Source organism: Kribbella pratensis, assembly GCF_004365355.1.
Classification (GTDB): domain Bacteria; phylum Actinomycetota; class Actinomycetes; order Propionibacteriales; family Kribbellaceae; genus Kribbella.
Genome location: NZ_SODP01000003.1, coordinates 371,935 through 394,970 on the forward strand (window position 1 = coordinate 371,935; position 23,036 = coordinate 394,970).

Below are 23,036 nucleotides of genomic sequence, written 5' to 3' on the forward strand. Positions count from 1 at the left end.
GGGCCTCACGGCTCGTTCGCTTCCGACGATACTGATGAAGAGGTTCCCGTGCCCGTTGGCAAGGTGAAGTGGTACGACTCCGACAAGGGGTTCGGTTTCCTCAGCAAGGAGGAGGGCGGGGACGTGTACGTCCGCGCCGAGGCCCTGCCGTCCGGTGTCACCAACCTGAAGCCCGGGCAGAAGGTCGAGTTCGGCGTCGTCGAGGGACGCAAGGGCGAGCAGGCCCTGCAGGTCCGGCTGATCGACCCGCCGCCGTCGGTCGCGAAGGCGATGCGCCCGAAGCCGGAAGAGATGCAGGTCGTCATCGAGGACCTGATCAAACTCCTCGACCGAATCGGCGAGAACTACCGCCGCGGCCGCCAGCCCGACAACAAGTCGGCCAAGCAGGTGGCCACGGTGCTGCGCGGCGTCGCGGACAAGCTCGACTTCTAGTTCCGTCTGCTGATCAGGGTCTGGATGCCGTCGAGGACCGTGGTCAGGCCGAAGGAGAACTCGGACGGGTCGTTGTCGATGTAGTCCTGCGGCTCGTCGAGCCCGGCTGCAATGGTCGGGAACCGGTCCGGGGTGGCCAGGCTGCGCAGCCGGCGGAGGTACTGCTTGCCGGCCGCCGCGGCCTCCTCCGGCGGCATGCTCAGCATGCTGGCGCTCAGCCCGGTCGTGCCGCGGACGTAGATGTTCACCAGCAGCATCGCCGACATCCTGTCGGTCGGCGTCAAGGGCGTGTGCTCGAATGCGCGCAGGCCCTCCTCCATCCAGACCAGTTGGTTGGGTGACAGCGGCGGCTCGACCACCGGCACCTGCAGGATCCACGGGTGCTTCTGCAACGCCGCCTGGAACGCCTCCGCCCAGGTGGTGATCCGTTCGCGCCAATCCGCCGCTTCGTCGACCTGCGGCGGTAGCCCGAACGCCTGGTCGAGCATGACGACGTACAGGTCGTCCTTCGCCTCGACGTACCGGTAGAGCGCCATCGTGGTGACTCCGAGTTCGGCCGCGACCTTGCTCATCGACACCGCGCCCAGCCCGCCGGCGTCCGCGAGCTTGATCGCCGCATCGCCGATGTCCTGCACCTGGAAGGCCGGCTTCGGCCCCGGCCGGCTGCGCCCCTCGATCCCCCAGAGCTGCTGAAGCACCCGGGGCAGTTCGTTCTCGTCCATAGCCCACCACCTTATCTGTTTACATCATAGACAGTCTCGGTTATGGTCTGTCTATGCCGTACACAGTGTGCGGCATAGACAGATCCCCCGGGAGGGTGTCATGAGTGCAGAACGAGCGGGACGCAAGGAGTGGATCGCGCTCGGCGTGCTCGCACTGCCGTTGCTGCTGGTCTCGATGGACGTGTCGGTGCTGTACTTCGCGGTCCCGTTCATCAGCGCGGACCTCGGCGTGTCGGCGACCGAGCAGCTGTGGATCTTCGACATCTACGGGTTCGTCCTGGCCGGCCTGCTGATCACCATGGGCTCGCTCGGCGACCGGATCGGGCGCCGCCGGCTGCTGATCTTCGGCGCCGTCGGCTTCGGGCTCGCCTCGGTCGCGGCGGCGTACGCGCAGAACCCGGAGCAACTGATCGCGGCCCGCGCCATCCTCGGGATCGGGGGAGCGACGCTGATGCCGTCGACCCTGGCGTTGATCCGCAACATGTTCCACGACGCGAAGCAGCGGTCGAAGGCGATCGCGTTCTGGAGCGCGGTGATGATGGGCGGGATCACCCTCGGGCCGGTGCTCGGCGGGTTCCTGCTGGAGCACTTCTGGTGGGGTTCGGTGTTCCTGATCAACACCCCGGCGATGATCCTGCTGCTGGTGCTCGCGCCGATCCTGCTGCCTGAGTTCAAGACCCCCGCCGGTGGACGGTTTGATCTGCCGGGCTCGCTGCTCTCGCTGGCGGCCGTGCTGCCGGTCATCTGGGGTATCAAGGAGGTCGCGGCGAACGGTGGGTCGGTGCTGCCGGTGGTGGCGATCGCGGCCGGGCTGGTGTTCGGGGTGCTGTTCGTGCAGCGGCAGCGGACCGCGGCGTACCCGATGGTCGACCTGTCGATGTTCCGCAACCGGGCGTTCAGCGGTTCGCTGGCTGCCAACACTGTTGGGACCCTGGCGCTGGTGGGCAACGCGGTGTTCCTGACCCAGTACCTGCAGCTGGTCCACGGCCTGAGCCCGCTGAAGGCGGCGTTGTGGTCGCTCGCTCCGTCGGTGCTCGTCGGCGGCGCGGCTCCGTTGGCTACTGCGCTGGCCAACAAGATGGACCGTGCGTACGTGATCGGTGGAGCGTTCGTGCTCGCGGCGTCCGGGTACGCCGTACTCACCCAGGTGCACGTCGACTCGTCGCTGGCGGTGCCGCTGGTGGGTGCAGGTCTGCTGGCTGCCGGTCTGGTGATGGTGATGACTCTGGTCACCGAGGCGGTTGTCGGTTCGGTCGCCCCGGAGCGCGCAGGTTCGGCGTCCGCGGTGATGGAGACCTGCTCGGAGTTCGGCGGGGCGCTCGGGATCGCCATCCTGGGTTCGATCGCTACCGCGGCGTACCGCTCCGACCTCCCGTCCAACCTGCCTGCGGAGATTGCCGGTCCCGTCCGTGAGGGTCTGCCGGCTGCGACCGCCGCGGCCGCGCACCTCCCGGGTCAGCTGGCCGACACCGTCCTGACCACCGCCCGCCACGCCTTCACCCACAGCATGAACGTGGTCGCCGTCGTCGGCACGGTCCTGCTACTGGCCACCGCCGTAGCCGCCACCCTCACCCTCCGCGGCACCACCCACGCAACCCCCACCGAAGCCCCCGAACCGGCCACCGAGGAGGCCGACCTAGCCATCACCCTCTAGCCCCAACCCCCCGACGGCGGCCGGCGTGAACCCACCCGGCCGCCGTTCCCATGCCCAGCCGCCGTTCCCATGCCCAGCCCTCTGCCCCCGAACCTGCGGCGGCCGGCGTGAATCCCACCCCGGTCGCCGCTTTCGCTGGCAGGTTGTTGCGCTGCTGGCGGTTTACAACCCGGCAGTCGGCACATAACCCGCCAGCGGGCCTGTCAGGCGGGTGTCAGCGGGGTGGGTGGCGGTGGTTGTCGGTGCCGGGGCGGCGTTTGAAGAGGCTGCCTCGGTTGCGTTCCTCGGTTGGCTCTTCGGCCCAGGCGGCCTGGTTCTGGGTGTCCTCGTCCTCGTCCGGCTGGCCGCTCCACCACTTGCCGGCCGGCGGCTGGGGACGCCTACCGGGCTCGGCGCTCCGACCGGGCTCGGGCCGCCTGCCGGGCTCCGAACGGGTGTCGGGCGCGGGGCGGGTGCCGGGCTCTGGGTGGCGGGTCGGGCCTGGGTGCTGGTCTGTTGGGCGGTCGGCGGGCGGCTGATCGCCGCCGCGCCATTCGATGGTCGGCTCCTCGCCGGAGTCCGAGCGGCGCGCGCGGTTCGCCCGCTGCTCGGCGACGCTTGTGGTGAGGATCGTCCGGGTCGTGCTCTCCGAGCGTCCGCCGTACGACGTGGTGTCGTGCTCGTGCGGGTGCGCGCCCGCGCGTGGTCCGCCGAGACCGCCCGGGCGCAGTGGGCCTTCGGTCGGGCGAGGCGCCGGGCGCATCCGCAGTACGAGGAAGACCACGACCACCAGCACGGCCGCCAGGAACCCGAACCCGAGCCGCGGGATCAACGGCATCACGATCCCGCACCCGCCGCCGATCACCCAGGCCAGTTGCAGGACGGTCTCCGAGCGCGCGAAGACCGACGTACGCACGGACTCCGGGACGTCGCGCTGGATCATCGCGTCCAGCGACAGCTTGCCGAGCGCACTGCACAACCCGGCCACCAGGCCGAGCGCCACCAGGATCGGCAGGCCGTAGAGGACCGCGACCGCGACCGCGACGATCGCGTCCGCCAGCAGCACCGCGAGCACGACAGCTTCCGGTTTACGTGCCTTGAGCAACGATCCGAGCAGGGTGCCGAGACTGTTCCCGATGCCGGCCGCGGCGATCACCGCACCGGCGGCGACCGCGCCCTTCACACCGCTGATCGGCTGGTCGCGCAGCAGGAACGCCAGATACATGGTCAGGAATCCGGATACGAACCGCAGTCCGAGGTTGCAGCGGATCCCGCGTGAGACCGCGGCGGTGATTGCGCGCCGGCGTGCCGCGCGTCCCGCCGTACCCGTGACTTCTTCGTCGGCGGGGGAGTCGACCGCGCTCGGCAGGCGGATCGCGAGGATCAGGCCGATGATGTACACCAGCGCGGCCCAACGCAGCGACCATTGCGGGCCGATCGCGGCGAACGCGGCCGCGATCCCGGCGCCGATCGTCGCGCCGGCGACACCGGCCAGCGAGATGCGTGAGTTGGCCGTGACGAGCGTGATCTGCTTCGGGAGCAGACGCGGTACGGCGGAAGCGCGGGTGACGCCGTACGCCTTGGACGCGACGAGACAGCCGAGGGCGGCCGGGTACAACCAGGCGGAGCCGTGGCCGGCGATCGAGGACGCGAGACTCCAGACCAGGAACGCGCGTACGCCGAGTGTCGCGCCGATCGCCCAGCGTCGGCCGTGCCGGAACCGGTCGAGGATCGGGCCGATCAGCGGCGCCATCAAGGCGAACGGCGCCATCGTCAGCAGCAGGAACAAGGCCACCCGGTCGCGCGCCTGGTCGCTGGGCACGGTGAAGAACACCGTCCCGGCGAGCGACACCGCGAACGCCGTATCACCCGCTGCGTTCACCGCGCCGAGCTCGATCAGCCGCGAAAGCCCGGACTCCCCAGCACCTTGCGCGCTGGTCAGCCCGCGGATCCGGCGTCCGGTAGCCCGCCCCACCTTCCCACTGACCTCAGCGGCCTTCTTGGACGCCGAAGCAACACCCTCGGCGCCGACCTTGGAGGCGTGCCCGACCTTCTTGCCCGCAGACCCCACCCGCTCCCGAGCATCACTCAGCCGCTCCCCAGCCGCCTTCCCCGACCCCCCGGTCGGCCCAGGCCCGTTTGTGCCGGGGCGTTCTGCTCGGCCGTTTGCGCTAGAGCTGCCGGACCGGCCGCCGGGCCCTCCTGTGTTGTCCCCCATGCCACCACCCGCCTGCTCGTGCGCAGCCAACCGGTTCGAAGCCTGCTCGGCGCCCCGCTGGCCACCATTCTCCTCCCGCCCCCGGCCCGCGTCGCCCCGTGCCTGGCCCGCGTTGCCCGGCGCCCGGCCTGTGTCGCCTCGCGTCTGCCCTGCGTCGCTCCGGGACCGGCCCGCGTTGCCCCGCGACGGCGTGGCGGCATCGCCGCCCGGGCCGGGCTTGGGGGTGTCGGGGTCGGGGGAGTGCATGGAACCATCCTGCCTCGCGCCGCGGACAGGACGCAGTCACCGCGCGTACCAGTAGTGCGGCCACGGGCGCAGCCCGGAGTACGAGCGGTTGACCGACGGCGGTTCGGAGTACTACCACGGGCGTGCGACAATGGGCGATTGTGACTCCCGTCAGAGCTCCGGAACCGGTCCGCGCCAAGCCCGACGCCATTGCCGTCGCGGCGGTCGAACCGGCCCGTGAAGCTGCGATCGCCGAGGCAGGCGCCGCGCAGGTCGGTGAGCACCTCGGTCATCTGGTCGAGGGCGAGCGCCTCGTCACCCACTACTTCGCGTCCACCCACCCCGGGTACCGCGGCTGGCGCTGGGCGGTCACCGTCACGCGCGCCTCCCGCGCCAAGACCGTCACGATCAACGAGGTCGTGATGCTGCCCGGGGACGTCGCGATCGTCGCCCCCGAGTGGGTCCCGTGGTCGGACCGCGTCCAGCCCGGCGACCTCCGTCCCGGCGACCTGTTCCCGACCCTCCCCGACGACCCGCGCCTCGAGCCGGGTTTCACCGACACCTCGGACGCGCCTGAGGACGTCCTCACGGTCGTCGAGGAGCTGGGCCTCGGCCGTGAGCGGGTGCTGTCGCCGTTCGGGCGCGAGGAAGCGGCCGAGCGTTGGTACGCCGGTGACTTCGGTCCGTCGTCGCCGATCGCGCAGGCCGTTCCGTACAAGTGCTACTCCTGCGGCTACTGGATCCGCCTCGCCGACAGCCTCGGCCAGGCCTTCGGCGTCTGCGCCAACGAGATGGCTCCCGGCGAGGCCCACGTCGTCGCCTACGACTACGGCTGCGGCGCCCACTCCGACGCCACCATCGACATCTCCGAGCCCCCAACCCCCGACCACGCCTTCGACACCACCGGCTACGACACCCTCGAACTCACCGAGGCCGAGGTCTCCGTAACCCCCCGCGTCGCCGAAGAACTCGCCGAGGACTAGCCCCGCAAAGGACACGGCCTAACGGCCGCGACGCCTTGGGTGGGGTTGGGGAACCGCGGTCACGGTCAGCGGGGGCTGCGGGCTATTTGGAGCAACGTCTCGGCGGCCGGTGGTAGCGGGCGGGTTTTTGGCCAGACGGCGCGGAGCTTGCGGTGAAGGTCGGCGCCGGCGAGGCGGATCTCGACCAGGTGGCCGAGGGCCAGGTCGTCCTCGACTGTGGCGGCGCTCAGGACGGCGGGGCCGATGCTCGCGGCCGCCGCGCTTCGTACAGCGGCGTTGACGTCGAGCACCATCAGCGGCTCCACCGGCCGGAGACCGGCGCGCGCGAAGACCCGCTCCAGGGTCTCGCGGGTCCCGGAGCCCGGCTCGCGCACGATGAGCGGGGTGTCCGCCAGTTCGGACAGTTGTACCGGCTGACGGCGTCGCGCCCAGGGATGTGCCCGGGTGACCACGACGACGAGCCGGTCGGTGGCGACTGTCCGTGAGCTGAGTCCGTGCGGCACGGCAGGCCCCTCGACGAACCCGATGCTGATCTCGTGGCGCGCCGCCAACGCGGCGACCTGCTCGGAGTTGGTCACCTTCAAGCTGAGCTGGACAGCGGGCGACTGCCGCTGGAGTTCGGCGACCCAGCCCGGGAGGAAGCTCTCGGCGAGCGTCATGCTGGTGGCCACTCGCAGGTCACGGCCCCGCTCGGCGCGAAGAGCCGCGGCACCGGCCAGCAGGTTCGCGGCCTCGGCAAGTACCTGCTCGGACCAGTGACACACGGCCTTGCCTTCGGTGGTCAGAGCGGAGCCACGAGTGTCGCGCTCGGCAAGTTGCAGCCCGAGCCGGCGCTCCAGCATGCCGAGACGTTTGCTGGCGGCAGGCTGGCTGATCCGCATCCGCTCCGCAGCCTGGCCGAGGCTGCCGAGTTCGGCGACCAGTGTCAGCAGTCGCAGGCTGTCGAGGTCCAGCGATGTTTCGCTCATAACCATTCATTATGAGGAGTTACTGCATTGGCGGGTACTCCCGTTCGCCGCGCCCGTTGATGCTCGGTGGCAAGGCCGACAACCACGCCGACCGCCACCGAACGAAGGGAAGCACCGACCATGTCGCACCACCTCGACACACCACTCGCCAGGCAGAACGGACAGCTCTACATCGACGACCTCTACGTCTTCTCCGGGGACGACAGCACGGTGTTCGTCATGGACGTCAACTCGACGATCACCGGAGACGACGTCCAGCCGGGGTTCCACCACGAGGCCCGCTACGAGTTCAAGGTGCACGTCGACGACGCGGAGTACGAGTCGCTCACCTACCGGATCTCCTTCGGCGAGCACGATGCGGCCGGTCGGCAGCCCCTCGCTGTACGCGTGCTGACCGGCGACGAGGCCCGGGAGGACAGCGCCGATGGAGAGCTCGTCCTCGAGGGCAAGACCGGCGAGCCGGCCGAGGGTGCGGGCCTGCGGGTGTGGGCCGGCCGGATCCACGACTCGTTCTACATCGACCTGTCGCTGCTGTCCCGGGTGAACGCCGCTGTACACGACGGCACTGCGGTGGCCCTGTCCGGATGGCGGCCCGAGGAGGCGCGCAACAGCTTCGCGGGTACCACTGTCGAGTCGATCGTGCTGGAGGTGTCGCACCAGCACCCGGTGCTCACGCCGGGCGCGCGCACCGGCGTGTGGTGCACCACGAAGCTGGCGACCGACGCCGGAGGCTGGCGGCAGATCAACCGGGCCGGCAATCCGATGATGTGGCCGATCTTCTGGCCGGACGACACCCGGTTCACGTACCCGGCCAACACCCGCCACCCGTCGCAGGACTTCACTGCCGACGGCAAGAACCTGGCGGACAGGGTCGCCGCGGTGGTCGCGGCCGGCGGTACGGCGGCCGACTCACACGGCTACGGTGAGACAGTCGCCCGCGAACTGCTGCCCGACGTTCTCCCGTACGTCGTCGGCACACCGTCGAGCTTTGGATTCGCGATCCGCAACGGACGCGGTCTGGCCGACAACGCCCCGGAGCTCATGCTCTCGATGGTTGCCGGCACCGCCGTACCGTCCGGTCTGCATCCGTCGTCCAACGAAAACCTGCGCCGACCGGTCTTCCCGTACGTCGTTCCCGCCTGACTTCCCCGCTCGGCCCCGGCGGCAACTGGAACTGGCTGGGTGTCAGGTTGGAGTGAATCTGAGGTCTGAGATGTCGGACAGGTCGATGCCGTAGCGGGCGTACACCTTGGTGGTGTTCTCGCCGGTGAGCTCGTGTTCGAGGTAGCCGAGGGTGGTGGCGACTTCTACGACGTGTTCGCGGGAGTGGCTCTCGATCTCGAGGTACGGCGGGATGTGTGGCCAGCGGTCGATCTCGAGTTGAGCGCCGTACAGCTCGAAGCTCGTCCGACGGTTCTCCTGGTAGGACTTCGCCTCGAAGCCCATCCGGCGGAGCAGCTCGCCGGTGGTGTCGAAGGAGCTGACGACGACCTCGGTCTCCGTCGTACCGTCGATTCCGTCGTGGGCGATCTCCTTCACGGTGAGGGTCACCTCGGAGCCGCTGTCCCGTAACCGGATCCACCGCGATCCGTCGCCCGGCACGACGTCGTACACGAGCCGTCGCATCACCCGATCCGCAACCTGACGCCCGCCCAGGCCCAGGACCTTGCCCTCGACGACGTCCGGATCGATCCCCAGGACTTTCGCCTCGTACTCGATCGGCATCCGCCGGACCGCGGCCTTGACTCAGTCTTCGGTGATGGAGCGGTGGCCGGCCTGGATGGCGGCCCAGCGGCGTTTGCAGTACCAGAGGCCGATCAGGCCCAGGCCGAAGCCGGCGACCGGGACCCAGAGCCACCAGTCGAGGCCGTCGGCCTTCAGCTGGTCGCGGAAGATCAGCAGGACGACGAAGGCGACCGCCCACAGGGCGATGCCGGTGATGACGCTGGGGATGCCGGACAGGTCCAGGGGTTTGACCTCGGCGTGCACCAACTCCCCACGCGCCAGTTGGCTCGTGGGATCACTGCGCTTCTTGGTCCCGCCCTGCTCCTCCGTCACGCCCCTACCCTAGGCCACGTCGGCCGACCCGCAACGGATTGGTGTAAGTGCTCGCAACCGGCCGGTAGGAACTGGCACGATGCGGGCATGAGCTCGTCCCAGGCCTCGACGGCCCGCTCCGGTACCAGTCCCCTCGACTCCTTCTTCAAGATCACTGAACGTGGGTCCACGCTTGGTCGGGAGATCCGCGGCGGCCTGGTCACGTTCTTCACGATGGCCTACATCGTTGTGCTGAACCCGCTGATCATCGGCACCGTCAAGGACGGCTCCGGGCAGTTCGTCGGCGGCGGCACCGATCCGGCGGTGGCGATCGCGAAGGTCGCGGTCGCGACCGCGCTGGTCGCGGGCGTGGTCACGATCCTGATGGGCGTGGTCGCGAACTTCCCGCTCGCACTCGCCACCGGGCTCGGCCTGAACGCGTTCATCGCGTTCTCGGTCGCGACGAAGATGACCTGGGCGGACGCGATGGGCCTGGTCGTGCTCGAGGGCCTGATCATCCTGCTCCTGGTGCTGACCGGGTTCCGCAAAGCGGTCTTCGAGGCCGTTCCACTCCAGCTGAAGATCGCGATCAGTGTCGGTATCGGCCTGTTCATCGCGTTCATCGGCGTGATCGACGCGGGCTTCGTACGCCGTCCCGCCGCGCTCACCGGTCCGCCGGTGGAACTGGGTGTCGGCGGCACGCTCCGCGGCTGGCCGGTGCTGGTGTTCGTGGTCGGCCTGATCCTGATCGTCACGCTGTACGCGCGGAAGGTGAAGGGCGCGATCCTGATCGGCATCCTGGCCGCGACCGTGCTGGCGATCATCATCGAGGCGGTCGCGAACGTCGGCGCCCGGACCGCGGACAACCCCGACGGCTGGGGCCTGAGCGTGCCGAAGCTGCCGGACCAGTGGTTCACGAAACCGAACCTGGACACGATCGGCGAGTTCAGCCTGTTCGGCTCGTTCGAGAAGATCGGCGTGGTGTCGGCGATCCTGCTGATCTTCACGCTGATGCTGGCCGACTTCTTCGACACGATGGGCACGATGACCGCGATCGGCGCCGAGGCCGGCCTGCTCGACAAGGACGGCAACCCGCCGAACTCGCAGCGCATCCTGATCGTCGACAGCGTCGCTGCCGCCGCCGGTGGCGCCGCCTCCGTGTCCAGCAACACGTCGTACATCGAATCGGCGGCGGGTGTCGGTGAAGGCGCGCGGACCGGCCTGGCGAGCGTGATCACCGGGATCTGCTTCCTGATCTCGATGGTGGTGGCGCCGCTGGTCACGCTGGTCCCGTACGAGGCGGCGACGCCCGCGCTGATCCTGGTCGGCTTCCTGATGATGACCCAGGTGAAGGGCATCGACTTCGACGACATCGAGGTCGCGTTCCCGGCGTTCCTGACGATCATCCTGATGCCGTTCACGTACTCGATCTCGGCCGGCATCGGCGCCGGCTTCGTCATGTACGTCATCCTCAAGTCCGTCCGCGGCAAGGCCCGCCAGATCCACCCGCTGATGTGGGTGGTAGCGGCGCTCTTCGTCGTCTACTTCGTCATCGGCCCGCTGACCGACTGGCTCACCTGAGCCGATCGCAGCCGCACGTACTCCGTCCTGGCCGAGAAGAGCTCGCGGAGTTCGGTGGTGAGGCTTTCGAGGAAGTCGGCGCGGTACGTCGCGTCCGTCAGCAGCGCGATCGAGTAGTACAGGCCGGTGAAGGTTGCGATGCCGACGGCAACCTTCACCAGGGACGAACTGATCACCACCGGATGCTCGAGTACGAGCACCGTGTGCGACCAGCTGCCGTGGTCGATGCCCCACTGCTGGTAGATGTGGTCGCTGATCGCGAGCATGCCGAAGGCAACGAAGAACAGGCCTACTCCGGTGCTGACCACCAGGACCTGCATCCATTGGCGGATCACCAGGCTGAGGCTGAGGTTCATCCGCTGGACGCGGCGCAGCGGCGGCCCGGAGCTGACCTCGCGCTCGATCGCCTCCAGCTCGCGTGGAAGCCGGAGCATCAGGAACAGATTGCTGAGTACGGCGAAACCGGCCGCCAGCAGGACCAGGAAGGCGATCGGCATGCCCGCGAACACCTGCCATGTGTCCGCGGTGATGAACAGCACCAGCGAGAAGATCAGCAGCAGCGGTAGCGCCCGGACCAGGCTGGCCACGGAGTTCGCCAGCTCACCTGCGAGTCGGCGCAGGCCCCACAGCGTCGTACCGACGAGGCCGTAGCCGACCACGGCGTACACGAGGCCGACCAGCAGCAGGTTGCCGGCGGCGATCCCGAAGAACTGCCGGACCTGCTCCTGAGTGACCACCGGCAACAGCGCGGGCAGCAGGACGAAGACCGCGAGCTCCGGGATGCCGAAACGCGTCGGCAACGACCAGAACGGCCGCCCGCGCAGCCGGTTCAGCAGCCCGAACCCGGCCACCAGCGCGATCAGGCCGCCGAGCGCGGCCAGCAGGTTCTGCCACCAGTGCCAGTCCAGGGACGTTGCCCCGAGCATCTCGGCCAGGAACACCAGGACCAGCAGCGGCGTGGCCCGGGTGAAGATGTCGTGCGTCGGCGAGAAGTCCTCGATGAACAGCGGCAGCCCGGCCCGCCGGAACCGCTGCTCGTACCGCTCCAGCTCGGCGCTCGTCCTCATGCCCGCGAACCCTAGTACGGACCCGCTCCGACCTCCCCATCCCGCAGCTCCTCTGAGGGGTCAACCCCCGAGCTTGCCGGCTGCGGAGTCAGTTTCGGGGTGCAAGCGGCAAGCTCCGGGGTTGACCCCTCAGACGTGCGCGGCGGGTCCGGGAATACCATCCCCCGGTCGCGGGTTTTAGTTAGCAAAGGTAATGAGTTAAGGTAAAGACATGCCCGAAGTCGTAGCCCAGCAGGTGAAGAGTGACGTCGGGCTGGCGAGCGCCCTCAGGTCCTCGACGCTCAGGTTGTCCCGGCAGATCCGGCGCCAGCGTGAGCCCGGCCACGACCTCACCGCGAACCAGCTCAGCGTGCTCGGCGCGCTGTCCAAGCACGAGTCGATGACGATCGGCGAGCTGGCTTCCCACGAACAGGTGAAGCCGCCGTCGATGACACGGATCGTGACGAACATGGAGGAGGCGGGGCTGGTGATCCGCCGCCCGCATCCGACCGACAAGCGTCAGATCGTCGTCGAGCTGACTGCCCGCGCCGACGAGCTGATCCTGGCGAACCGCCGACGCCGCGACGAGTGGCTGCAGACCAAGCTGAAGCAATTGACCCCCGAGGAGCGCGACATCCTGCGCAAGGCAGCACCTGTTCTCGAACGCCTGGCGGCCCAGTGAGCCCGACCTTCCGCGCGTTCAAAGTCCGTAACTTCCGTCTCTACGCCTCCGGCGCGATCGTCTCGAACGTCGGCACCTGGATGCAGCGCGTCGCCCAGGACTGGCTGGTCCTGGAGCTGACCCACTCCGGTACGGCGCTCGGTATCGTCACCGGACTCCAGTTCCTGCCTGCCCTCCTGCTCGGTCCGTACGCCGGGCTCGTCGCCGACCGCTTCCCGAAGCGGCAGGTGCTGACGATGACCCAGATCTTCATGGCCACCGTCGCGTTGACGCTCGGTGGTCTGACGATCGCCGGCGTCGTGCAGACCTGGCACGTCTACCTGCTGGCCCTGCTGTTCGGCGTCGGCACCGCGTTCGACGCCCCGACCCGGCAGTCGTTCGTCGTCGAGATGGTCGGCCGCGACGAGCTCTCCAACGCCGTCGGGCTCAACTCGGCGTCGTTCAACGCGGCCCGGCTGCTCGGCCCGGCACTGGCCGGCCTGTTGATCAACTGGATCGGCACCGGTCCGGTGATCCTGGTCAACGGCTTCACGTACGCCGCGGTGATCGTCTCGCTGCGGCTGATGCGCGTCTCCGAGCTGCACACCCCGAAGCCCGCCGGCCGCGAGAAGGGCATGATCCGCGACGGCATGCGCTACCTGTGGCGCCGCCCGGACCTGATGATGGTCCTGGTCGCGGTGTTCTTCGCCGGCACCTTCGGCCTGAACTTCCAACTCACCTCGGCGCTGATGGCGACGAGTGTGTTCCACAAGGGCGCGGGGGAGTACGGCATCCTCGGCTCGGTGCTCGCGATCGGCTCGCTGGCCGGCGCGTTGCTCGCCGCCCGCCGGGTCCGGATCCGGGCTCGCCTGGTGATCGGCGCCGCGCTCGCGTTCGGTATCGCCGAGATCGTCAGCGCCGTCATGCCGACGTACCTGACCTTCGCGCTGGTGCTGCCGATCGTCGGCCTGGCCTCGCTGACCATGCTGACCTCGGCGAACGCGACCATGCAGCTGAGCATCGAACCGACCATGCGCGGCCGCGTGATGGCGCTGTACATGACGGTCCTGATGGGCGGTACGCCGATCGGCTCGCCGTTCATCGGCTGGATCGGACAGGTGCTCGGCGCGCGGTACTCGCTGATCGTCGGCGGTGGGCTGACGGTGCTCGGGACCGTGGCCTCGGTGCTGTACTTCTCGCGCCGGCGCGGTCTCGCGATCCGGCCGCGGCTGCTGCCGCGCCCGCATCTCGAGGTGCTGCCGCAGACCGAACTGCTCGGCGACAAGGCGGTCCTGGAGACTGTCCCGCTGCAAGATGAGCCTGAACCTGCGACGAAGCAGGACGTCGGACCGAAAGTCGCTTGAGGTCCTGGCTGGTAATCCAGCCAGGATCTAGGGCCGGATCCGGGTCAGCAGGCGGGCGGCGAAGAACAGGGCATCGACGTCGGCGCCCCCCTCGATGAGCATCGCCGCCGGGTCGTGCTTCGGCTTGGGGCGCTCGACCGGCGTACTGTCCGTCGCGACCCGGAGGAAGCCGCGGGCGCCAAGCCATCCCTGGTTCGGCGTCCACTCGACGTCGACGATCTCACCCAGCGGCACGGACCACTGCTGGCCCAGGGACTTCTTCTTCCGGCCCGCGGACCGCTTGTAAGCGAACGTGAGCCGCCCGTTCGCCACCGACAGGATCGCGTCCCGGCCCTCGAGCCGGTCCGGCGCGGCCGGTGGCGCGAGCAGCCAGCGAGCCGAAGGCGTCGCCGGTACGTCGCGGCGGACGAGGGTACTGCGGATGTCGCGGGCGATCTGCTCCGCGAGCGCAGGATCGACCTGTGGGAAGTCGTACGGATCCATCAGGACCTGACCGCCCGTCACGGACTGCAGCGGGTCGGCGCCGTCGCGCAGGACGAGCTTGAGTCCCGTCGAGCTGACCTCGACCGCCCTGAGGGCCTCGACCGGCAGGACCCGCTCGCCCAACCGGGTCCGCAATGAGCTGGTCAGCGCATCCAGTCCGGCCTGCGTTCCGTCGTACCGGAGCCGGAGGATCCCGATGCCGTCCCAGACGACAGTGCCGTTCGTGCTTGTCAGCTCACCACTTGCCACCCTGCCCATCTTCCCCGCTGACCGGGTCCACCGCAGGTCCCTGCGGGTAAGTACCTTTTTCCCGCCCTGACCCAAGCCGACTTGCCTGTGTGGGCCACCCGCCCTCAAGCCTTCTTCATTTCTTTCCTTGCCCTGACCCGAGCCGACTTGCGTGTCAGGGCCACAATGAGATGTGACCCATTACGACTTGGTAGTCATCGGGACAGGATCCGGCAATACGATCGTGAACAGGCGGTTCGCCGACCGGAAGGTCGCGATCGTCGAGCGCGGCACCTTCGGCGGCACCTGCCTGAACGTCGGTTGCATCCCGACCAAGATGTTCGTGCACGCCGCCGACGTCGCCGCGACCCCGTCGGAGAGCGCACGCTACGGCATCGACGAGGAACTGCTCGGCGTCCGCTGGCCCGACGTCCGGGACCGGATCTTCGGCCGGATCGATCCGATCGCGGCCGGCGGGTCGGAGTACCGGCACCACGACCCGGACAACGCGAACGTCACCGTGTACGACGGGACCGGCCGGTTCACCGGGTTCAAGGAGCTGACCGTCGACAACAAGGACGGGTCGATGAGCGTGTTCAGCGCCGACCAGTTCGTGCTCGCGACCGGCAGCCGGCCGATCGTGCCGCCGATCCCTGGGCTCGAGGAGACCGGGTTCCACACCTCGAACACGGTCATGCGGCTGGAGGAGTTGCCACGCCGGCTCGCGATCATCGGCAGCGGGTTCGTCGCGGCCGAGTTCGCGCACGTGTTCGCGTCGTTCGGGGTCGAGGTCACGATCGTCGCCCGCTCGAACTTACTGCTCCGGCACGAGGACAGCGAGCTCGCGGCGGCGTACACGAAGATCGCCCAGGAGCTGTACGACGTACGCCTGAACCACGAGACCATCCGGGTGGAGCGACGCAACGACGGCTCGATCCTGGTCGGGATGCTGAACCCCGACGGCGCCGACGAGCTGATCGTCGACGAGCTGCTGATCGCGGTCGGCCGGGAACCGAACTCGGACCTGCTGAACCTGGCCGCCACCGGCGTCGAGGTCGACAGCGAGGCGCGGGTCGTCGTCGACGAATACCAGCAGACCACTGTCGACGGCATCTACGCGCTCGGGGACGTCACGACGCCCCACCAGCTGAAGCATGTCGCGAACCACGAGGCGCGGGTCGTGAAGCACAACCTGCTCAACCCCGACGACCGGATCGAGGCCGACCACCGCTTCGTCCCGCATGCGGTCTTCAGCGCGCCGCAGATCGCCTCCGTCGGCCTCACCGAGGAGGAGGCGAAAGAGCGCGGGATCCCTTATGTCAAAGCGGTCGAGCGGTACGCCGATATCGCGTACGGCTGGGCGATGGAGGACACGACCGGATTCGCGAAGATCCTCGCCGACCCGAAGACCGGCCAGATCATCGGCGCGCACATCATGGGCCCGCAGGCGCCGACCCTGATCCAGCCGATCATCCAGGCGATGAGCTTCGAGCTCGACGCCTACGCAATGGCCCGCGGCCAGTACTGGATCCACCCCGCCATGCCTGAACTGATCGAGAACGCCCTGCTCAAGCTGGACCTACACCCGGAAGGCTGAGATCACGTCGGCGACCGTGTCGAGCGTCTCGAGGTCGGGGAGGCTGATCATCACCTCGGCCACACCGGCCTCGGACAGCTCGCGAAACCGGCCGATCTGGTCGTCGACCGTGCCCGCGTTCACCAAGGCGGCGTACCGCGCCGGGTTCACGTTGCGAGGCCGCAGCTTCTGGACGAGCTGGTCGAGCTCCTGAGAGTCCTTGCCCACAAGCGTTGTCGAGAGGTGCGTCAACTCGACGGGTCTGTCTCCGAGGAGCCCGGAGGCCTTCCGTACTGCGGTGACATCCCCGAACACATTCACCGCATCCGCATACCGAGCTGCAAGCCGGAGCGTGCGGGGCCCACTCCCGCCGACCAGCACCGGCAGGTGTTCCTGCAGCGGTCGTGGGTAGCACGTGGTGTCCGGTACGTCGAGAACCTTGCCGTGGAACGGTTTGTTGCCTGGTCCCCATAAGACCGGCAGCAGCTGCAGCGCGTCCTCGAGCAGCGCATACCGCTCAGCCACCGGCGGGAACGACCACCCATAAGCCTTGTGCTCCGCCTCGAACCACGCGAGCCCGACCCCACACACCGCCCGCCCGCCACTCAACACGTCGAGCGTCGCCGCGATCTTCCCCAGGTGCGCGACGTTCCGGTACGTGATCCCCGAAACCAACGTCCCGAGCCGCACACGCGTCGTACAGGCAGCCAGATACCCCAGGGTCGTCCAACTCTCCAGGAAGTCGTCCCAAGCCCGCCCCACCTGCGGAATCTGCCGGAAATGATCCATCACGTAGATCGCATCAAATCCCACCGCCTCCGCCCGCGCGGCCACCTCGCGAACCCACTCCGCCATCCCGGCCCGCCCAGCCGGATGCGTGTAACTGCTCAACTGCAGCCCGAACCGCAGCCCGCTCGGCCTCTCCGCCTGCCGCACGGCTGCCGCGCCTGCCTGCACGAACGCCTCGGGAACCACCCGAACGGCCGTCGGCTGCAGAACCTGGTCGTACCCTTCGTCCGGCAGGTCCTTCTTCACCGCCGCCCATGACCGCAACTGCGAGGTCAGCACATCGGCCGGGATCCGCTTTGCCGACCGCTCCCGGTTGCGCCGCCGGCACTCGTCGGCCGGCGTGTCAAAGCCGACCGCCACACAAGGCATCCCGGCCTCACGCGCCAGCTCCAGCCACCGGATCCGCCGTTCCTTGTCCAGTCCCAGGGTGTCGATGACAGTCGTCAGCCGCCGCCCGATGCGTTGCTTCACCGCCACATCCAGTAAGGCGAACGCATCCGCACTCGCCGCGATGTCGTCCTCGCCGGCACCCACCAACGCCCGCAATCGATCACTCGACACGATCAGCTCAGGAGCAAATAGTTCGGCCGCCCACGTCGACTTCCCCGACGCCCCCGGCCCGACCAGGATCACCACACACGGCGACGGCAGCTTGAGTTCCACACAAAGCAGTTTCCACCACCGATAGCATTTCGGGATGCGATTGTTCGTGGCTGTGGTGCCACCTATCGAGGTTGTGGAGGATCTGAACGAGTTCGTCGAGCCGCGGCGGGAGCATCCGGATGACGACATTCGGTGGGCCTCCGACCAGCACTGGCACATCACGCTGGCGTTCCTCGGCGACGTACCGGACTGGAAGACCGAGGAGCTCGAGGAGCGGCTGGAATCGGCTGCACGGCGGCAGAAGCCGTTCGAGCTGCAGCTCACCGGCGCGGGCGCGTTTCCCGGCGTACCGGACGCGCGGGTTGTGTACGCCGGAGTGCGCGACGACACCGAATCACTCCAGCATCTGTCGATGACCACGCGGGCGGCAGCGAGTCGCGCTGGCGTCCCGGTCGAGGGCCGGAAATTCACCCCGCATGTCACGTTGGCCCGGTTGCGGCGGCCGATCGACGCGACCAGGTGGGTCAGGATCTTCGACACGTACGAGAGTCCGGTCTGGACCGCGGGTAGTCTGCGACTGATCGCATCCCGGCTCGGTGAGGGTCCGGGCCACAGTGCGGCGTACGACACAGTAGGCGAATGGGACTTCTTAGGTTAACCTCAGCAAGGTTAGCCGTACCTAATGCTCTGGAAGTGTCGCCGCCATGCTCGCGAACTATCTGATCGGACTCCGTGAAGGACTCGAGGCCTCGCTGGTTGTCAGCATCCTCGCTACGTTCCTGGTCAAGTCCGGACATCGCGATCGACTGAAACTGGTCTGGATCGGTGTTGCCTCGGCGCTCGGCGTCGCAGCGGTCGCCTGGGGCCTGCTCCAGTTCGTCACCGCGCTGACCGCGAAGTCGTTCACCACCCAGGAGACCGTCGGCGGGGTGATGTCGATCCTCGCAGTCGGCTTCGTCACCTGGATGATCTTCTGGATGCGCAAGGCGTCCCGCAGCATCGCCAGGGAACTGCGCGAGCGGATGGGGCAGGCCCTCGAGGTCGGCTCCCGCGCCGTGGTGATCCTCGCGTTCCTGGCGGTGTTCCGCGAGAGCATCGAGACCGCGTTCATCGTGTACGCGTCGGCCGCCACCGCGACCACCGCCGTACCGCTGATCGGCGTTCTGCTCGGTCTGGGTACGTCGGTGCTGCTGGGGATCGCGATCTACAAGGGCGCGGTGAAGATCAACCTGGCCGTGTTCTTCAAGTGGACCGGCGCGGTGCTCGTGCTGGTTGCGGCCGGCATCTTCGCGTACGGCTTCCACGACCTGCAGGAGGCCGGCATCCTGCCCGGGATCGGTCACCTGGCGTTCGACATCTCGCACGTGATCCCGCCCGCCAGCTGGTACGGCGTACTGCTCAAGGGCATCTTCAACTTCAACCCGGCGCCGACCGTGCTGGAAGCGACCGCGTGGGTCGTCTATCTCGTCCCGGTGATGGTGCTCTACTTCCGTCCGGTGAAGAGCTCCACGCCTCCGGCCGTCCCGGCGGCGAAGACCGCCGGCGAAGCGGCCTGATCCACCCCTCACATCCCCGCTCAGGAGAACCATGTCCAGCTCATTGCCCCGCCGGGCCGCCGTTCTCGGCGTCGTCCTCAGCATCGGCGCGCTGACCGCGTGCGCGAAGGACGAGCCCGCGGCCAAGGACGACGGCACCGGCCCGATCTCGGTGAAGGCAACCGACTCGGGCTGTGACCTGAGCCGCCGCGACGTGAAGGCCGGCACCAGCACGTTCTCCGTCTCCAACGGTGGCAGCAAGATCACCGAGTTCTACGTGTACGCCGAGGGCGACCGGGTGATGGGCGAGGTCGAGAACATCGGGCCGGGCCTGAAGCGGGACCTGATCGTCGAGCTGCCGACCGGCAAGTACCAGGCGGTCTGCAAGCCGGGCATGGTCGGCGACGGGATCCGCGGCGACCTCACCGTGACCGGTGCTGCGGCCGCGCAGGCCGACACCGACACCGAGCTGCAGCAGGCGACCTCGAGTTACCAGCGCTACGTGAACTCGCAGGCGATCGCGCTGGAGCAGAAGACGGCAGAGTTCGTCGCCGCGGTGAAGGCCGGCGACGTCGCCAAGGCGAAGGCGCTCTTCCCGGTGTCGCGGACGTACTGGGAGCGGATCGAACCGGTCGCGGAATCGTTCGGCGATCTGGACCCGAAGATCGACGCGCGGGTGAACGATGTGGAGCCCGGCACCGAGTGGACCGGGTACCACCGGATCGAGCAGGCGCTCTGGGTCTCGAACTCCACGAAGGGCATGGAGAAGTACGCCGACCAACTGCTGGCCGACGTGAAGACGGTGGTGGCGAAGGCCAAGGTGGTGAAGCTGACGCCGCTGCAGCTGGCCAACGGCGCGAAGGAACTGCTCGACGAGGTTGCCACGGGCAAGGTCACCGGCGAGGAGGACCGCTACTCGCACACCGACCTGTGGGACTTCCAGGCCAACGTCGAGGGCTCGCAGGCCGCCATCCAGGCACTCCGCCCGGCGCTGCAGTCACGCGACGCGGCGCTCGTCACCCAGCTGGACACGAACTTCAAGGCCGTCTTCGCGGCGCTGGCCAAGTACCGCGACGGCGAAGGCTTCAAGCCGTACACCGCCTCCGAAACCGAGAAGAAGGCTCTAGGCGTCGTAGTCGACGGCCTCGCCGAGCCGGTCAGCCAAGTAGCCGGAGTAATCGCCCAAAAATGACTGAGCGCAAAGGAATCTCGCGGCGCGGCTTGTTCGGGGCCGCGGGAGCAGCTGTGGCGACGGGAGTTGCCGGGTACGCCGCGCACTCGGCGCTCACCAGCGAACCCTCGCAGGCGGCTGATAACAGCGGGCCGGTTGAGTTTCATGGGCCGCATCAGGCCGGTATCACCACGCCGGTCCAGGATCGGCTGCACTTCGCCGCGTTTGATGTGACGACGACGAGTCGGGACGATCTGATCGCGCTGCTGAAGGAATGGACCGCCGCGGCCGCGCTGCTGACGGCCGGGCGCGACATCGGTCAGTACGGCGCGGTGAACGGGCCGGACGAGGCCCCGCCCGAGGACACCGGCGAGGCGGTCGGTCTGCCGCCGGCTCGGTTGACGATCACCGTCGGGTTCGGGCCGTCGTTGTTCGACAAGCGGTTCGGTCTCGCCGCCAAACGCCCGAAGGCCCTGGTCGACCTGCCGCACTTCATCGGCGACGACCTCGACCCGACCCGCTCGTACGGCGACATCGCCGTACAGGCCTGCTCCGACGATCCGCAGGTCGCAGTACACGCGATCCGCAACCTCGCCCGGATCGGCTTCGGGCGCGTCGCCGTACGGTATTCCCAGCTCGGATTCGGCCGTACGTCGTCGACGTCGCGGGCGCAGGCGACGCCGCGGAACCTGTTCGGGTTCAAGGACGGGACGAACAACCTCAAGCTCGAGGACGCCGACAAGCTCGAGCAGCAGCTGTGGGTGCAGCCCGAGGACGGCCCGGACTGGATGGTCGGCGGCTCGTACCTGGTGTCGCGACGGATCCGGATGAACATCGAGATCTGGGACCGTACGTCGCTCGGCGAGCAGGAAGGCATCATCGGCCGGGGCAAGGGCACCGGCGCCCCGCTCGGCAAGGCCGACGAGTTCGACGCGCTCGACTTCAACGCCAAGCAGGCCGACGGTCAGCCGAAGATCCCGGCCGACTCGCACGTCCGCCTCGCCCACCCCAACTTCAACAACGGCGCTGAACTCCTGCGCCGCGGCTACAACTTCGTCGACGGCTCCGACGGCCTGGGCCGCCTCGAAGCCGGCCTCTTCTTCCTCGCCTACCAGCGCGACCCGCGCAAGCAGTTCATCCCGATCCAGAACCAACTCGCCAAGCACGACACGATGAACGAGTACATCCACCACGTCGGCTCCGGCATCTTCGCCTGCCCGCCCGGCGTCAGCCCCGGCTCCTACTGGGGCGAAAAACTCTTCAGCTGAACCGCTCGCTTCGCACGCTGCCGCGGTGAGCAGCGCTCAGGTTCTGGGAAGGGCACGCAGGGCGATCTCCACCGTCGCGTACAGGCGGGCCCGATCGGCCCCGGCGGCGGCGTGCACCGCGTTTCCCTCGCTCACGGTCATCACGTAGCGCGCGAGGTCGGCCGGGTCGGTGCCGGCGGGCAGGTCGCCCTCGTCGACCGCGCGGGCCAGGCGCTCGGCCAGCTGCTGCTCGCCGGCCAGGCGGCTCGCGGCCAAGAACTGCGCCACCTGACCGTTGTCGCTGCCGCCCGCCAGGCCGCCCTGGATCGACAGGCAGCCGGCGGGCCGGCCGGGCTGCGTGAGCGCGTCGGCATTCGCCTTCAAGAACTTTTCGACGGTCGCGTACGCGGTCGGCTCCGCGAGCGCCTCCCGGGCGTACGCCATGTCGTACTCCGCGTAGCGCGCAACGGCCCGTCGGAACAGCTCCTCCTTGTTGCCGTACGCCGCGTACATGCTCGGGCGGTTGATGCCCATCGCGTCGGTCAGATCGGCCAGCGACGCGCCCTCGTAGCCGTGCTCCCAGAACACCTCGATGGCCCGGTCGAGCGCCGCGTCCGCGTCGAAGCCCCGCGGCCGTCCTCGTGTCTTCGCCGTCACACCGCTGATTCTAACCGCTCGGTACAGAAATATCCCGGAAGGTGCTACCGTTCCCTTCCATACCGAACGGTACATAATTTTGAGTAGGCCATGAAACACGGACTCACCAAGGAGAACTTCTGATGGGACAGCTCGACGGCAAGACCGCCCTCGTCACCGGCGCCACCTCCGGCATCGGTCTCGCGGCCGCCCGGTTGCTGGCCGGCGAGGGCGCACACGTCTTCGTGACCGGCCGGCGGACGGAGGCCCTGGACGCCGTGGCCTCCGACAGCATCACCCCGATCCAGGCCGACGTCTCCAACCTCGACGACCTGGACAGCGTCTACGCCGCGATCTCCGACCGCGGCCAGGGCCTGGACATCCTCTTCGCCAACGCCGGCGGCGGCGAGTTCTCGGCGCTGCCCGATGTCACCTGGGACCACTACGCGACAACCTTCAACACCAACGTGGGTGGCACGATCTTCACCGTGCAGAAGGCGTTACCGCTGCTCAACCCCGGCGCCTCGGTGATCCTGACCAGCTCCAACATCGACGTCAAGGCAGCGCCCGCGTTCAGCATCTACGCCGCCACAAAGGCCGCCGTACGCTCGTTCACCCGTAGCTGGGCGGCCGAACTGGTCGAGCGCGGCATCCGCGTCAACGCCATCGCCCCCGGCCCGATCAACACGCCCGGCCTCGCGGGCCTGGCCGGCAGCCCCGAGGATGCCGCTCAACTCCTGAAGGGGCTCGCGTCGGGCGTCCCGATGAACCGCCTCGGGGCCCCCGAGGAGATCGCCACCACGGTCCTGTTCCTGGCCACGCCGGCCAGCGCCTACATGACCGGCGCGGAGATCTACGTCGACGGCGGCGCCAGCCAGATCTGACCCCGGTCGATCAC

The 23,036-nt window shown here is 68.5% G+C and carries 22 protein-coding genes; 13 read left to right on the top strand and 9 right to left on the bottom strand.

Annotation, left to right across the window (positions count from 1 at the left end; genetic code table 11):
• Positions 1 to 48: 48 nt before the first annotated feature.
• A complete protein-coding gene (locus EV653_RS29545; RefSeq protein WP_134107541.1) occupies positions 49 to 432 on the top strand; it encodes a cold-shock protein in 384 nt (127 codons plus the stop codon).
• Here the strand turns inward: EV653_RS29545 and EV653_RS29550 are convergent.
• Entirely contained in the window at positions 429 to 1,154 is a 726-nt protein-coding gene (locus tag EV653_RS29550; protein WP_134107543.1) for a TetR/AcrR family transcriptional regulator, read from the bottom strand. The two genes, EV653_RS29545 and EV653_RS29550, sit on opposite strands and share 4 nt — an antisense overlap.
• Before the next feature lie 100 nt (positions 1,155 to 1,254).
• On the opposite strand from EV653_RS29550, the gene EV653_RS29555 reads away from it, so the two are divergent.
• Complete coding sequence (locus tag EV653_RS29555; RefSeq protein ID WP_134107545.1) at positions 1,255 to 2,808, top strand: MFS transporter; 1,554 nt, start codon at positions 1,255 to 1,257, stop codon at positions 2,806 to 2,808.
• Positions 2,809 to 3,022: 214 nt separating this feature from the next.
• On the opposite strand, the gene EV653_RS29560 is transcribed toward EV653_RS29555, so the two are convergent.
• On the bottom strand, positions 3,023 to 4,858 hold the full coding sequence (locus tag EV653_RS29560) for an MFS transporter (RefSeq protein WP_238160524.1): 1,836 nt from the start codon (positions 4,856 to 4,858) through the stop codon (positions 3,023 to 3,025).
• 533 nt (positions 4,859 to 5,391) lie between these two features.
• Between EV653_RS29560 and EV653_RS29565 the strand changes: the two genes are divergently transcribed.
• Positions 5,392 to 6,213 carry a DUF3027 domain-containing protein gene (locus EV653_RS29565; RefSeq protein ID WP_134107547.1) on the top strand — a complete coding sequence of 274 codons (822 nt, stop codon included), beginning with the start codon at positions 5,392 to 5,394 and terminating at the stop codon, positions 6,211 to 6,213.
• 65 nt (positions 6,214 to 6,278) lie between these two features.
• Here the strand turns inward: EV653_RS29565 and EV653_RS29570 are convergent, their stop codons facing one another.
• Positions 6,279 to 7,181: a LysR family transcriptional regulator gene (locus tag EV653_RS29570; protein WP_134107549.1), complete on the bottom strand. Its 903-nt coding sequence runs from the start codon at positions 7,179 to 7,181 to the stop codon at positions 6,279 to 6,281.
• A gap of 120 nt (positions 7,182 to 7,301) precedes the next feature.
• Here EV653_RS29570 and EV653_RS29575 point away from each other — a divergent pair, with 120 nt between their 5' ends.
• Positions 7,302 to 8,324: a DUF4331 family protein gene (locus EV653_RS29575; RefSeq protein ID WP_134107551.1), complete on the top strand. Its 1,023-nt coding sequence runs from the start codon at positions 7,302 to 7,304 to the stop codon at positions 8,322 to 8,324.
• Positions 8,325 to 8,366: 42 nt separating this feature from the next.
• On the opposite strand, the gene EV653_RS29580 is transcribed toward EV653_RS29575, so the two are convergent.
• Both EV653_RS29580 and EV653_RS29585 read right to left on the bottom strand, forming a co-directional pair.
• The gene (locus EV653_RS29580) at positions 8,367 to 8,906 is read right to left on the bottom strand and encodes a class IV adenylate cyclase (protein ID WP_134107553.1); all 540 of its coding nucleotides are present in this window, start codon (positions 8,904 to 8,906) and stop codon (positions 8,367 to 8,369) included.
• A gap of 21 nt (positions 8,907 to 8,927) precedes the next feature.
• Positions 8,928 to 9,239 (bottom strand): DUF2530 domain-containing protein, encoded by a 312-nt coding sequence (locus tag EV653_RS29585; protein ID WP_134107555.1) that lies wholly within the window; start codon positions 9,237 to 9,239, stop codon positions 8,928 to 8,930.
• 87 nt (positions 9,240 to 9,326) lie between these two features.
• On the opposite strand from EV653_RS29585, the gene EV653_RS29590 reads away from it, so the two are divergent.
• Complete coding sequence (locus EV653_RS29590) at positions 9,327 to 10,799, top strand: NCS2 family permease (RefSeq protein ID WP_134107557.1); 1,473 nt, start codon at positions 9,327 to 9,329, stop codon at positions 10,797 to 10,799.
• Here EV653_RS29590 and EV653_RS29595 read toward each other — a convergent pair.
• Entirely contained in the window at positions 10,760 to 11,866 is a 1,107-nt protein-coding gene (locus tag EV653_RS29595) for a hypothetical protein (RefSeq protein ID WP_134107559.1), read from the bottom strand. The genes EV653_RS29590 and EV653_RS29595 overlap by 40 nt on opposite strands.
• Positions 11,867 to 12,077: 211 nt before the next feature.
• On the opposite strand from EV653_RS29595, the gene EV653_RS29600 reads away from it, so the two are divergent.
• Together EV653_RS29600 and EV653_RS29605 are read left to right on the top strand one after the other, a co-directional pair.
• The gene (locus EV653_RS29600; protein ID WP_134107561.1) at positions 12,078 to 12,527 is read left to right on the top strand and encodes a MarR family winged helix-turn-helix transcriptional regulator; all 450 of its coding nucleotides are present in this window, start codon (positions 12,078 to 12,080) and stop codon (positions 12,525 to 12,527) included.
• Entirely contained in the window at positions 12,524 to 13,870 is a 1,347-nt protein-coding gene (locus EV653_RS29605) for an MFS transporter (protein ID WP_134107563.1), read from the top strand. Before EV653_RS29600 ends, EV653_RS29605 begins: the two co-directional genes overlap by 4 nt.
• 27 nt (positions 13,871 to 13,897) lie before the next feature.
• Here EV653_RS29605 and EV653_RS29610 read toward each other — a convergent pair whose 3' ends face one another.
• Positions 13,898 to 14,602, bottom strand: a complete 705-nt coding sequence (locus tag EV653_RS29610; protein ID WP_166679617.1) for a DUF4429 domain-containing protein — start codon at positions 14,600 to 14,602, stop codon at positions 13,898 to 13,900.
• Between the two features lie 172 nt (positions 14,603 to 14,774).
• Here EV653_RS29610 and EV653_RS29615 point away from each other — a divergent pair, with 172 nt between their 5' ends.
• Complete coding sequence (locus EV653_RS29615; protein WP_134107567.1) at positions 14,775 to 16,178, top strand: mycothione reductase; 1,404 nt, start codon at positions 14,775 to 14,777, stop codon at positions 16,176 to 16,178.
• Here EV653_RS29615 and EV653_RS29620 read toward each other — a convergent pair.
• A complete protein-coding gene (locus EV653_RS29620) occupies positions 16,161 to 17,609 on the bottom strand; it encodes an LLM class flavin-dependent oxidoreductase (RefSeq protein WP_238160525.1) in 1,449 nt (482 codons plus the stop codon). The two genes, EV653_RS29615 and EV653_RS29620, sit on opposite strands and share 18 nt — an antisense overlap.
• 34 nt (positions 17,610 to 17,643) lie before the next feature.
• On the opposite strand from EV653_RS29620, the gene thpR reads away from it, so the two are divergent.
• The 4 genes from thpR to efeB are packed head-to-tail and all read left to right on the top strand — an operon-like array spanning position 17,644 to position 21,523.
• Positions 17,644 to 18,207: an RNA 2',3'-cyclic phosphodiesterase gene (gene thpR / locus EV653_RS29625; RefSeq protein WP_134107571.1), complete on the top strand. Its 564-nt coding sequence runs from the start codon at positions 17,644 to 17,646 to the stop codon at positions 18,205 to 18,207.
• 46 nt (positions 18,208 to 18,253) lie between these two features.
• Positions 18,254 to 19,105: an iron uptake transporter permease EfeU gene (efeU, locus tag EV653_RS29630; RefSeq protein ID WP_134107573.1), complete on the top strand. Its 852-nt coding sequence runs from the start codon at positions 18,254 to 18,256 to the stop codon at positions 19,103 to 19,105.
• 31 nt (positions 19,106 to 19,136) lie between these two features.
• Positions 19,137 to 20,276: an iron uptake system protein EfeO gene (gene efeO, locus EV653_RS29635; protein ID WP_134107575.1), complete on the top strand. Its 1,140-nt coding sequence runs from the start codon at positions 19,137 to 19,139 to the stop codon at positions 20,274 to 20,276.
• On the top strand, positions 20,273 to 21,523 hold the full coding sequence (efeB, locus tag EV653_RS29640; RefSeq protein WP_134107577.1) for an iron uptake transporter deferrochelatase/peroxidase subunit: 1,251 nt from the start codon (positions 20,273 to 20,275) through the stop codon (positions 21,521 to 21,523). Before efeO ends, efeB begins: the two co-directional genes overlap by 4 nt.
• Before the next feature lie 36 nt (positions 21,524 to 21,559).
• Here the strand turns inward: efeB and EV653_RS29645 are convergent, their stop codons facing one another.
• The gene (locus tag EV653_RS29645; RefSeq protein WP_134107579.1) at positions 21,560 to 22,159 is read right to left on the bottom strand and encodes a TetR/AcrR family transcriptional regulator; all 600 of its coding nucleotides are present in this window, start codon (positions 22,157 to 22,159) and stop codon (positions 21,560 to 21,562) included.
• Between the two features lie 122 nt (positions 22,160 to 22,281).
• Between EV653_RS29645 and EV653_RS29650 the strand changes: the two genes are divergently transcribed.
• Entirely contained in the window at positions 22,282 to 23,022 is a 741-nt protein-coding gene (locus EV653_RS29650; RefSeq protein ID WP_134107581.1) for an SDR family NAD(P)-dependent oxidoreductase, read from the top strand.
• Positions 23,023 to 23,036: the final 14 nt, after the last annotated feature.

What these genes read in the sequence shown, in the direction of transcription:
- efeU (WP_134107573.1), top strand. Translation starts at nt 18,254, where the DNA reads ATGCTCGCGAACTATCTGATCGGACTCCGTGAAGGACTCGAGGCCTCG.
- EV653_RS29650 (WP_134107581.1), top strand. Translation starts at nt 22,282, where the DNA reads ATGGGACAGCTCGACGGCAAGACCGCCCTCGTCACCGGCGCCACCTCC.
- EV653_RS29590 (WP_134107557.1), top strand. Translation starts at nt 9,327, where the DNA reads ATGAGCTCGTCCCAGGCCTCGACGGCCCGCTCCGGTACCAGTCCCCTC.
- efeB (WP_134107577.1), top strand. Translation starts at nt 20,273, where the DNA reads ATGACTGAGCGCAAAGGAATCTCGCGGCGCGGCTTGTTCGGGGCCGCG.
- efeO (WP_134107575.1), top strand. Translation starts at nt 19,137, where the DNA reads ATGTCCAGCTCATTGCCCCGCCGGGCCGCCGTTCTCGGCGTCGTCCTC.
- EV653_RS29600 (WP_134107561.1), top strand. Translation starts at nt 12,078, where the DNA reads ATGCCCGAAGTCGTAGCCCAGCAGGTGAAGAGTGACGTCGGGCTGGCG.
- EV653_RS29575 (WP_134107551.1), top strand. Translation starts at nt 7,302, where the DNA reads ATGTCGCACCACCTCGACACACCACTCGCCAGGCAGAACGGACAGCTC.
- EV653_RS29595 (WP_134107559.1), bottom strand. Translation starts at nt 11,866, where the DNA reads ATGAGGACGAGCGCCGAGCTGGAGCGGTACGAGCAGCGGTTCCGGCGG.
- EV653_RS29555 (WP_134107545.1), top strand. Translation starts at nt 1,255, where the DNA reads ATGAGTGCAGAACGAGCGGGACGCAAGGAGTGGATCGCGCTCGGCGTG.
- EV653_RS29570 (WP_134107549.1), bottom strand. Translation starts at nt 7,181, where the DNA reads ATGAGCGAAACATCGCTGGACCTCGACAGCCTGCGACTGCTGACACTG.
- EV653_RS29550 (WP_134107543.1), bottom strand. Translation starts at nt 1,154, where the DNA reads ATGGACGAGAACGAACTGCCCCGGGTGCTTCAGCAGCTCTGGGGGATC.
- thpR (WP_134107571.1), top strand. Translation starts at nt 17,644, where the DNA reads ATGCGATTGTTCGTGGCTGTGGTGCCACCTATCGAGGTTGTGGAGGAT.
- EV653_RS29580 (WP_134107553.1), bottom strand. Translation starts at nt 8,906, where the DNA reads ATGCCGATCGAGTACGAGGCGAAAGTCCTGGGGATCGATCCGGACGTC.